Source organism: Nocardia sp. NPDC058519 (assembly GCF_042719755.1).
In the GTDB taxonomy this organism is placed as follows: domain Bacteria; phylum Actinomycetota; class Actinomycetes; order Mycobacteriales; family Mycobacteriaceae; genus Nocardia.
Map to the genome: position 1 here is coordinate 1 of NZ_JBHXNK010000061.1, position 9348 is coordinate 9348.

Sequence of the window (9348 nt, forward strand, 5' to 3'; positions counted from 1 at the left end):
TTCAAGGGTCACGCGGTGACCTCCCTATTTCCGGCTACGACACGCTCGGACCTGGTCCGATGGTCGGGCCGTACACCACGCTATTGGACGCAACCCCGGCTCGGAAACTGTTGGGCGTAGATCGTCCCCAGGCGCGTTCCGTAGCTGGCACCGAGGAACGTCAACTGCTCGTCGCCGAGCACCGCGCGCAGGACATCGAGATCACGTGCCGCGTTCTCGGTGCTCATCTGTCCCAGGACCTCCATTCCGCCGGTTCGTCGAGCGCACTGCTCCAACACCGACCGGGCCGAGTCGGCGGTCCAGGCCAGCGCACCAGCGGGGATCCCAGAAACGATCGCGTCGTCGTCACGTTCCTGGTCGGTGTAGCAGTCGATGGCCGGTCGCGAGGTGCCGACTCCGCGGGGATCCATCGACACGATGTCGAACTGTTGGCGAGCTGGGCCGTCCGCCCAGGAGTCGGCGACCGCGGTCACGAAACCCACACTGGGTGCTCCTGGTCCGCCGGGGTTGACCACGACCGATCCGACTCGGTCGGTGCCGGTGGCTCGGATGCGGGAGATGCCGAGTTCGATGGCGGGGCCGTCGGGGCTGGAGTAGTCGAGCGGCACCTCGAGTGTTGCGCATTCGACCCGGTCATCGTCGATGCCTGTGGCGGTCTGGTCACATGGGGCGAAGTCGAGTGTCTGTGACTCGTAGCGCGCCGGTGCGGGATACGAGGAGTTCGGCTCCTCCGATGAGAGTGTGCCGCAAGAGGTGACGGTCCACAGAGCGGCTGTACTCACTGCGGCGGCTTTCAACAGTGCAGTGCGGCGACGCTGATGACGCCCGTGTCGGTGAAAATCGCTGTCTGTCACGAGAGATTCCTATCGAAAGGGTCGGCGTGGAATGGACGAGCAAGAGTCCGGGACGGGGATGCGTGAGCGCTGCGTGGAATCTTTACGGTGGGCAGCTCTCGGGTTCACGTGCGAGTTCCCCCGCAGGCCGGTGACTAGTTCGCGAAATTGTCCAGCCAGCTTGTGCGGATGCGCAGAGCGCGTTCGATGCTGCCGAGGAAGGCAGCTACACCGATCGCGATGTTTGCCGCGAGCGGCAGCCGCCGCGGAGACTGCACCCCGCCGACGAGCTCGCGTACCTGCGGAATGCTGGTGATCGGCTCGACCAGCTGTAGTAGCGCGACCAGCATCCCGACCAGAACGGCGAGCGTGGCGAGGGCGCCGAGGATGCGGCTCAGCTGTGGCCGGTTCTCCTCGAGCCTGGCCCGACGACCTTCGGCGGACGCGGGATCGGGCACCAGCATCGTCTCGTTGCCGTCGGTGTCGACGAAGTGGCAACGCTTGAGCCCGAACCCGCCCATGGCGACTTCGATGGTTCCGTTCTCGACGGAGAATCGGGCGGGCATACGGGAGACAGCATGTTGCAGTCCGTTGCGGTACAACCGGGCACGTACTTCCCCGTCTTTGCCGTCGCCGAGCTGTCGGACGTCGACCGTGTACTGGGTGGTGCCGGATCCGGTCGGTACGTCCACAGCGAGCTGGGACCTGCTGAGGACCTGCCACCACCGAAAACGTGTGAGGGCTCGGCCGTCGCCGGGTCGAACTCGTCGCTCGGCTCGTCGTTCACGCCAGCTTGTCGCCATGACTACACCCCAAATTCATTAGTACAGTGTGATAGTGCGTTTTCGACGTTAGCACGCTGTACTAGTACTGTCAGGGTCGGAGGTGACGATGGTGCCGAAGAGTGAGCCCAGGACCAGGGATCGCATTTTGATTGCTGCCGCGACGATGGTGTCCGAAGACCCGGGTGCCAGGCTCAGTGTCCGCGCGGTCGCCGCGCGCGCGGGTGTCAGTACCGGTTCGCTGCGGCACTTCTTTCCCACGCAGCGGGCGTTGATAGACGAAGTCGCAGCAGGCATCACCGGTCTCTTCGCGAGTGCGGACGTCATCGAGGACACCGCCGTGCCTGCCGAGGATCGGCTGCTGGCGTGCATGCAGCAGGTGCTGGCCGCCACGGGCGCGGGGGAACAAGCGCGACATGCGTGGCGGCATACGCTCGAGACCTACGTCGGCTCGGAGCCCAGTGCTGATGCCATCGACACCTACCTTGCCTTCAGCGCGGCTGGGCTGCGGCGTACCGAGCACTGGCTGGACGTGCTCGAGAGAGAAGGAGTCCTCCCGCCGGGAGACAATGCCCAGCGGGCTGCCTACCTCAACGTCGTACTGGACGGTTTGGCCATTGCTCGGGCGCTACCGACCGGCGCCGCGCGAATCCGCTCGGAGACAGACACACTGCGATACGCCATTTCGGTGCTTTTCATACCGCACCCACACCGCAGGGCTGCTTCGACGGGCGAAGCTGATCTGTAGTCATCGTCCTGAGCGCCACGTTGGCCTGTAGTTGGCCCGTAGGGTCCAGATCTGAGAAATCCGGCGCTTAGCGAATTTAGCTGTGGCAGTAAGTGATTGAGTATCTGATCACTGGTTGGGGAATCGGTCGGCAAGTTCGGCGCGGGCGCGGGCGGATGGCGAGGTATTCCTCGTCGGTGAGGTCGATGGTGAACTGCATAGCGACCAGCACGTCTTCGAGGGTTTGGACCCTGGGTGCGCGTTCGCTGGCGCGGAGCAGTCGGATGAAACGTTTGAGGTGGTCCATGGCCTCGGTCTGGTCGCAGCGCCACAGCCAGGCGAAAATGCCGCCGAAGTCGTCTCCGACGTGCAGCAGCCCTCCGTCAGCGGCCCAGCTGTAGGGCGAGTGTGCGACCAGGTAGGAGAAGCAGGTGTCGAGCAGGGCCTGGCGGATTCCTGGTGGAACGTCGGCCGATACCGACATCAGGACGGCTTCGGGTCGGCGGTTCGCGCCCACGTACACCCGCCGGGTCGGGTTGGCGGCCACGTGCTTGATCATCTTCGTTGCCTCGGCGCGAAACTCTAACGCCGCGCCGCGTCAACTGTCCAACCGACTCGTCGGCGTCCTTCATGGCTGCCTCAAAACCGACACCCTCTATAAAGAAAAGACGGCGTGGCCCGAGGCTCCCGAGAATGTCACTGCTTGACATTCAAGCTCCTGGAATGTCTCTCGCGCTGTTCGTATTACGGAAACAGGTGAGTGGAATTCGGGCACCGGAATTTGTTTTCACGTTCCGCTTGACATCTACCCCGGTATCGAGCGTCTATGGAAACGGGAACGACACCGCCCCGGGGGATTTCGCCGCCGGTCGGTGTGGTTTTCCGTCCCGGCCGGGACATCACTCGAATTCACCGAACCCCATTGTTGGAGGGACCTGCCATGTCCAAAAAGAAGAACACCACCACCGCGCGCCCGGTATCTGCCGAACCGGCCCCTGACACCGGCCCTGCTGCCCAGGACAGCGTTTCGGGGGTGGTGGGTGTGCCCGTGTTGCGTACCGACGCCGACCGGGCGTTGTGGGCGGTGTTGGGCACCCACCCCGGTACCACGGCCGCCGTGTTGGCGGACGCGGCCGGGATCGGGGCGTCGACCGCGCGGCGCGTGCTGGTGGGGTGGGAAACCGTTGGGGCCGCACGGTCCCACAGCGATACCGCATCGCCCCGGGCCGCCAAAACCTGGACCACCGCCGAACCGGCCGCGCCCGATGATCAGGCAGCACACCCCGACCCCGTGTCGTATACGGCGGTCGCTGCCCCCACGGGCGACGATCCCGCCGACCCCGCCCCGGTCACCCCGGCACCGGTCGATGACGTGGCAGGGGCCGAGCGGGAGTCGGTGGTGCGGTTGCCCGCTGGTGCGTTGCGGGGACAGGTCGAGGACTTCCTGCGCGATCACCCCGACGACGACTACTCGCCGCACCAGATCGGCAAAGCCCTCGAACGGTCGGGCGGTGCGGTCCACAACGCCTTGCTCACCCTGACCAAGGCCGGGACCGTTCACCAGACCAGTACGGCCCCTAAGCGATTCACCCTCGCTTCGGCCTGACCGGGCGATGCCGGGATCCCCGGAGTGCCTACCTCCGGGGAGTCCGGCACCGCTCCCACAATCTATCTCTTCCGAAAGGTGCTCGACATGTTCACTACCCCTTCCAACTCGGCTGCTATCGCGGCGGAGTTGCACCGTGTGTTCGTCAGTTCTCCCCATGCCGCCGACAGCCTCGAGCTGTGGCTGGCGGTCGCGGCCGAGGCCGAACGCGCACTCGGCGTACATGTCCCTCCGGCGCTGGTGCCGTGGGTGCCGATTTTCGTGCGCTACCGGCTGTTGCGTACCGAGGGCGAGTTCTTCCCGTACACCGGCTCGACCCGGATCTTGACGGGGCCGTTGACCGGCACTACCTATAACAACTCCCACCACGCCGCCCGCGCGGTCGTCGGCGCGACCCCGGTCGCGCTGCCGCCTTACGCCCGGCGTGGTGACGTGACCGACACGGCCGAAGTGCGTAGACCGGTGCCCTCGTGGAGGTTCCGGGCCACCGGAACCCAGGCCGCGAAAACGCCGCGCACCCCGCGAATCTCCTAACCCGCCTACACGCTGAAACGGTCGGTGTGGCCGAGCATTCGCTCGGCCACACCGACCGTTTCGCTGCGCCGTGCGTGGGTTGTGCGGGGCTATAGGGTGCCGTCGATGGCAGTCCGATCCGATCCGCGCAATTCATTTGAGGCCGCTTTTGACATTCCCGGCAATTTCAACCGGCCGAGCCAACGTTCTCCTCACGTCAATTAAAGGCAAGATAGAATTATCGTCATCTCGACTGGATCTATTCGACCATTCTCCCTCGCGAACCTTTTCCGCGAGTGCCGGTTTTTCGATATTGGCGAGTGCTTGATCATGGTTTCGGGATTGGACCGAACGAGTGCCGGTTCAGCGTCTCCGCTGTGGGCAATTGGTGGGGTATCGCGTGGGGAAACTGGTGGGGCCGTGCGGGGACCGGTCAAAACGCCCCACCCCGGCGCGGCATATCCGCAGCTCGGGGGGTGTATATCCGCGCGGATATAATCCGGGATTATCTATACATACAAAGTGTATAGACATCCGTGGCCGGGGCGTGTCAGCAATCCTGGCAGGTCGGCGGGTACCTGTCCTAGTGTGCCGATCTGGTGTGTCCGGTCGTGTTCTCGTCCGCTCTGTCGCGTGTCCATCTTTTTACTGCCGGGCTTGATTGTGTGTTTTTCGGTGCCGGAGTGTCTGTGTTGTGCGCGTTTCATTCCTTTCTTGCCTTGTCGAATGCATGAGCTCGCGGACGGATTTATTGGAATTGGCGCATTTTCGGGGTTGTGAACCTGTGGTGAGTCGAGCTAGTGTCGAGTCGTTCCCGAATTCAACCGGGAGCATTCGTTGAATTCCCGTTGACGCCGTTGATGGCGTGAGCCCTATCCGAATGGGCTCGAATGTTCGAGGAGATCGAAATGACTGTTACTGCCACTGCCGCCGCTTCCACTGCCGCGCCTCGTCTGGGGAACGGGGAATTGCGGGGCATGGTCGCGGACATCCTTGCCGGGGACCCGGCGGCGGAGTTCGGGCCGCGCGATGTCGCGAAAATTCTGGGCCGGTCCTCCGGCGCGGTCGGCAACGCGCTGAAAACTCTCGCCGCTGCCGGGCTGGCCGAACAGTGCGGCGACAAGCCGCTGCGGTTCCGGGTTACTGCCGCCACCGCAACCGCCGCCTCCGGTACGCCGACCCCGTCCGCCGCCCCCGCCCCGGCTACCGGTACCCCGCGCAGCCGCCGCGCACCCAAACCCGCCCCGGCCACCGCGCCCACAGCGGCCCCGACCGCTGCCACCCGCACCCCGCGCCGCCGGAGGGCTGCGGCCCCGGCACCCGCGCCGGTTCCGGCGGCCCCGCAGGTGCTCCCGGGCGGGCAGGAGTACCGGGTGCGTGAGCTGGGTGGGCGTGCCGATGTCGAGGTGCTGGCCGCGATGCGCGAGGCCGGGCTGGCGGTGCTGCTCTACGGACCTCGCGGAGCCGGTCGATCGGCATTGGTGGCGGCCGCTCACGGCGAGGTGGTGACCGTCCACGGCGAACAGGGGCTCACCCTCGCGCAAGTGGTGGGCGAGGCGGTGCCTAACCCGGACGGCACCGTCGTTTTCGCCGAGGGACCTTTGGTGCGGGCGATGCGCGAGGGCGCGGTGTTGTTCGTCGAGGACGTGGCCGCGCTCCCGGGGGCGGTGTTGGAGGTGGTGGTGGCCGCGATGGAAGGCCGCCGCGAGATCGTGGTGCACGACAACGGTGGTGAGGTGGTCAAAGCCGCGCCGGGGTTCGCGGTGGTGGCCGGGCTCGATGCCACGGTCGCACCGGAAGAGTTGGCTGCCCGGTTCGCGTTGCGGGTGGTGGTGGGTTCTGATGACGAGCTCGCCGAAGCGCTCGGGGCTGATCCGGGTGTGGTGCGGGTGGCGCGCGAGCTGGCCGCCCGCCGCGACGCCGACGCGGGCGAGGCGGGGTGGGTGCCGCCGCTGCGGGAACTGATGAACTTCGCGGTGATCGCCGCCGCGACCGACACCGCCACCGCTGCGGCGAATCTGATCGGTGCCGCCCCCGTCGCCGAGCGGGCGCTCGTGGCCGAGGTGGTAGGCACCGTGTTCGGCACCAGCGACACGGTGCTGGCGCTGGGCAAGTGCCTGTGACTTCGACGCTGGCGTGAACCCGTTCCCGGCAGCCCCGCCGTTGGGGTGAACCTGACTCTGGCTCGCCGTGACCACCGGGCATACAACAAGTCGGGGGCTGCCTGGGTGAACATCGTGCGTCATGGGCAAAGGGACGAGGAAAAGACTCAGGCAGGGCCACCGCGACGTCGCTGGGACGCATCTGGCTTTCGGTGCGGCGCGTGGGCGGAAACAAGTTGAGATGGATGTGGTGGAGCGGGCGTCGGACGACGACCGCCGCTGGTTCGAGTCGAATCCGTACGCGCGTCGGCGCATTCGAATGGGGTGGCCCGATGAGTTCACAGCAGAGATGGGCGAGTCGTGTCCGGCCGGGTGTCGGATCGTGGTGTCGGTTGAGCAGGTCCAGCGCGGTATTCGTCTGCGGAGTGTGGTGGGAATTGTTCCGCTGCTGCCCGGGTGCGACGAGTTGACCGAGGTGCAGATCAGCGATTCGGTGCACACACATTTCGAGGACCGGCGGGCCAGGGGTTTGCCGGATCTGGTCGCGGATGAGATTCGTGCTCAGATGGCGGGGGACTCCGATATGGATGGCATGTACTCGGCGATGTACGCGCTGTCGACCCGGGGCCGATGACTGTGGGTTCCGCTGCTCGAGTGCGGTAGTTGCCATCATCGCGGCAGACGGACTCGCCCGCGCACCGATGCCTGGTCCGTCGCGGGACATGCCCTGGCCATGTGGGGCGGGTAGCGGCGGCTGGCCTGTCGGTGGGCGCGGGGCGTACCGCACCCGGACACGCCGTGTGTGGCTGTGTGCGGGTGCTGGTGTTTACCAGTCGGTGGGCGGGTGTGGGGGTGGCGGGGCCAGCAGGGTGGCGCGCTGGGAGGGCCAGGCTTCCTGGTCCGGGTCGGTGGTGAGGGTGGCGCGGGGCCACCCCGCGGCGAGGCCATGGAGCGGCAGACGGGTGGCGGTGGCTGAGTGCAGGGGTAGCCAGACCGGTGCGGCGGGGCCGGGCGGTGTGAGCCCGGGGGTGAGGAGTTCGGCGGTGGCGGTGGCCAGGGGCACCGCCTCGGGATCGGGCAGGCTCTGCCATGCCTGGGTCAGGATGGTGCGCGCGCGTGTCTCGCGGGCGCTGGTCGGTTCCCACCACAGGACCGGGGTGGCGGTGCCGCTGGTGCGGGCGAGTTCGGCGTAACCATGCAACACGGCCCCGACCCGGGCCGGGGCCGTGGCGGGCTCGTGAACGAGGAAGAAGTCCAGACTCGCCTCGGGGTGGGTGTAGCGGCCGAAGGCGTCGGGATTGATGAGGTCTCCCCACAGGCGTTGGCAGCGGGTCTGTGACCACCACCGCGACACGTGTTCTCCGTGGCCGGGGTCGGTGATCAGGGCGGTGAACCAACTGTTCACCGCGACTGTGTGGTTCAGGTGCAGGCCGTGGGCGACCGCGAGGGTGTGCTGATTGTTGTAGCCGAGCTCACGTGGCCTCATGCCGGCCTCGGCCGCGAGGATCGAGGCTCCGGTCGGGGCGAGGGTCCAGTGGTGCGGGGCGCTGCCGCGCTGACGTAGGGGACGGAACCGGTCCAGGACCCGGTACTCGTAGAGGATCGCCAGGCGGCGGCGGGCGATCTTGGCGGTCGGGAACGCCAGCGCGGCGAGCTGGTCGGTGGTCAGCACCCAGTGCTCGTGGAGCATCCGCAGTATCCAGCGGTCACGCCCGGTCAACGATGGCACCCCCGAGGGTCGAGCCCGCGAGGGTGGTTTGTTCGGGCGCGGGGCGCGGGAGTCGGCTTGCCGAGCAGGACGCGAAGTCATCGAGGACACCAACCTTTCACGGGGAACAGGCGAACCCTCCAGGACAGCGCACACCCACACCCACACCACCTCCGGACCACACCCGAACCACCTCCGGACCACACCCAGATCACCTCCGCGCCCGAATCCGCTACCTCACGGCAATTGCACCCGGGCCTGCGTCGTGGCTCCGACCGGCCCACTCGCACATCGAAAACCGCTGTCGTTGAGCTGGGGGGATAGGGCGCGGATAGGTTTTGGATAGAGTCCGGATAGCCCCAGGATATGAACCGAATATGTTCCAGATATGGTGCGGGAGAGTCGAATCCGACCCGAGCAAACCCACCGGAACACCGGGAGTGAGGTTTTCGTCACACCAGGCGCTCGGTGCCGCCGATCGGTATGAAATCGTGTCCTGTTTCTGTGTCCAGAAACGGCGTTTTTCCGGAAGTAAGCGAGTGCAGGACCGAACTCGTTCACACCACTTTCGGAAGGCCCGTTTTGACCGACACCCCACACCCCACCCCGGATCGTGAGCGGCCCCCGTGATGCCGCCGGACCCCGAACGCATCGACGCCTCGCACGCCAATGACGCGGCCCGCCACTGCCGTGCTCGCGCGCCCGCTGTGACGAACTGGATGCGGGACCGGTGTCCCGAATTCGCGGTTTCGTCGCCAGTAGACAAGTACACCCGTTGCCTGCCCGACCGTCAGGAGTCACCCGCCATGACCGGACGCCACACTCAACCCGACCCGCCCGCACCCGAGGGCGACCGGCCCGTCGTCGTGCCGCTGGACCCTGACCGGATCGAGCACTGGCGCGGGGTCGTCGCCGACTGGGAACCCCTCGACCGCACCCAACTCGACGGCATCGCCGCCATCCTCGACCGCGTCCGGGCACGGAAACGGGCCGCCACCAACACCAGTGACGACCCGCACCAGTACCCGAACGCCGCCTGACGGCCCCAGTCAGGCCGCAGAAACCCCGTCTTCGGCC

10 protein-coding genes are annotated in these 9348 nt (G+C 66.6%); 6 read left to right on the top strand and 4 right to left on the bottom strand.

What is annotated here, in order from left to right:
- Positions 1-80 precede the first annotated feature (80 nt).
- Together ACFWPK_RS34205 and ACFWPK_RS34210 are read right to left on the bottom strand one after the other, a co-directional pair.
- A complete protein-coding gene (locus ACFWPK_RS34205; RefSeq protein WP_378922959.1) occupies positions 81-782 on the bottom strand; it encodes an alpha/beta fold hydrolase in 702 nt (233 codons plus the stop codon).
- Positions 783-988: 206 nt separating this feature from the next.
- Complete coding sequence (locus ACFWPK_RS34210) at positions 989-1525, bottom strand: hypothetical protein (protein WP_378922960.1); 537 nt, start codon at positions 1523-1525, stop codon at positions 989-991.
- Between the two features lie 199 nt (positions 1526-1724).
- On the opposite strand from ACFWPK_RS34210, the gene ACFWPK_RS34215 reads away from it, so the two are divergent.
- Entirely contained in the window at positions 1725-2363 is a 639-nt protein-coding gene (locus ACFWPK_RS34215; RefSeq protein ID WP_378922976.1) for a TetR/AcrR family transcriptional regulator, read from the top strand.
- Between the two features lie 76 nt (positions 2364-2439).
- Here ACFWPK_RS34215 and ACFWPK_RS34220 read toward each other — a convergent pair whose 3' ends face one another.
- Positions 2440-2901 carry a hypothetical protein gene (locus ACFWPK_RS34220; protein WP_378922962.1) on the bottom strand — a complete coding sequence of 154 codons (462 nt, stop codon included), beginning with the start codon at positions 2899-2901 and terminating at the stop codon, positions 2440-2442.
- 381 nt (positions 2902-3282) lie between these two features.
- Here ACFWPK_RS34220 and ACFWPK_RS34225 point away from each other — a divergent pair, with 381 nt between their 5' ends.
- From ACFWPK_RS34225 to ACFWPK_RS34240, 4 genes are all read left to right on the top strand, one after another.
- A complete protein-coding gene (locus ACFWPK_RS34225; RefSeq protein ID WP_378922964.1) occupies positions 3283-3948 on the top strand; it encodes a hypothetical protein in 666 nt (221 codons plus the stop codon).
- A gap of 87 nt (positions 3949-4035) precedes the next feature.
- Positions 4036-4482 (top strand): hypothetical protein, encoded by a 447-nt coding sequence (locus ACFWPK_RS34230; protein ID WP_378922966.1) that lies wholly within the window; start codon positions 4036-4038, stop codon positions 4480-4482.
- 887 nt (positions 4483-5369) lie between these two features.
- Positions 5370-6584: an AAA family ATPase gene (locus ACFWPK_RS34235; RefSeq protein WP_378922968.1), complete on the top strand. Its 1215-nt coding sequence runs from the start codon at positions 5370-5372 to the stop codon at positions 6582-6584.
- 409 nt (positions 6585-6993) lie between these two features.
- Positions 6994-7197, top strand: coding sequence for a hypothetical protein (locus tag ACFWPK_RS34240; RefSeq protein WP_378922970.1), 204 nt, complete (start codon positions 6994-6996; stop codon positions 7195-7197).
- 192 nt (positions 7198-7389) lie between these two features.
- On the opposite strand, the gene ACFWPK_RS34245 is transcribed toward ACFWPK_RS34240, so the two are convergent.
- Positions 7390-8283, bottom strand: coding sequence for a replication-relaxation family protein (locus ACFWPK_RS34245; protein WP_378922972.1), 894 nt, complete (start codon positions 8281-8283; stop codon positions 7390-7392).
- A gap of 794 nt (positions 8284-9077) precedes the next feature.
- Between ACFWPK_RS34245 and ACFWPK_RS34250 the strand changes: the two genes are divergently transcribed.
- A complete protein-coding gene (locus tag ACFWPK_RS34250) occupies positions 9078-9311 on the top strand; it encodes a hypothetical protein (protein ID WP_378922974.1) in 234 nt (77 codons plus the stop codon).
- Positions 9312-9348: the final 37 nt, after the last annotated feature.

Bases quoted from the DNA above. Each gene is read 5' to 3' on its own strand.
- ACFWPK_RS34215 (WP_378922976.1), top strand. From the start codon at position 1,725: ATGGTGCCGAAGAGTGAGCCCAGGACCAGGGATCGCATTTTGATTGCT.
- ACFWPK_RS34230 (WP_378922966.1), top strand. From the start codon at position 4,036: ATGTTCACTACCCCTTCCAACTCGGCTGCTATCGCGGCGGAGTTGCAC.
- ACFWPK_RS34220 (WP_378922962.1), bottom strand. From the start codon at position 2,901: ATGATCAAGCACGTGGCCGCCAACCCGACCCGGCGGGTGTACGTGGGC.
- ACFWPK_RS34235 (WP_378922968.1), top strand. From the start codon at position 5,370: ATGACTGTTACTGCCACTGCCGCCGCTTCCACTGCCGCGCCTCGTCTG.
- ACFWPK_RS34250 (WP_378922974.1), top strand. From the start codon at position 9,078: ATGACCGGACGCCACACTCAACCCGACCCGCCCGCACCCGAGGGCGAC.
- ACFWPK_RS34225 (WP_378922964.1), top strand. From the start codon at position 3,283: ATGTCCAAAAAGAAGAACACCACCACCGCGCGCCCGGTATCTGCCGAA.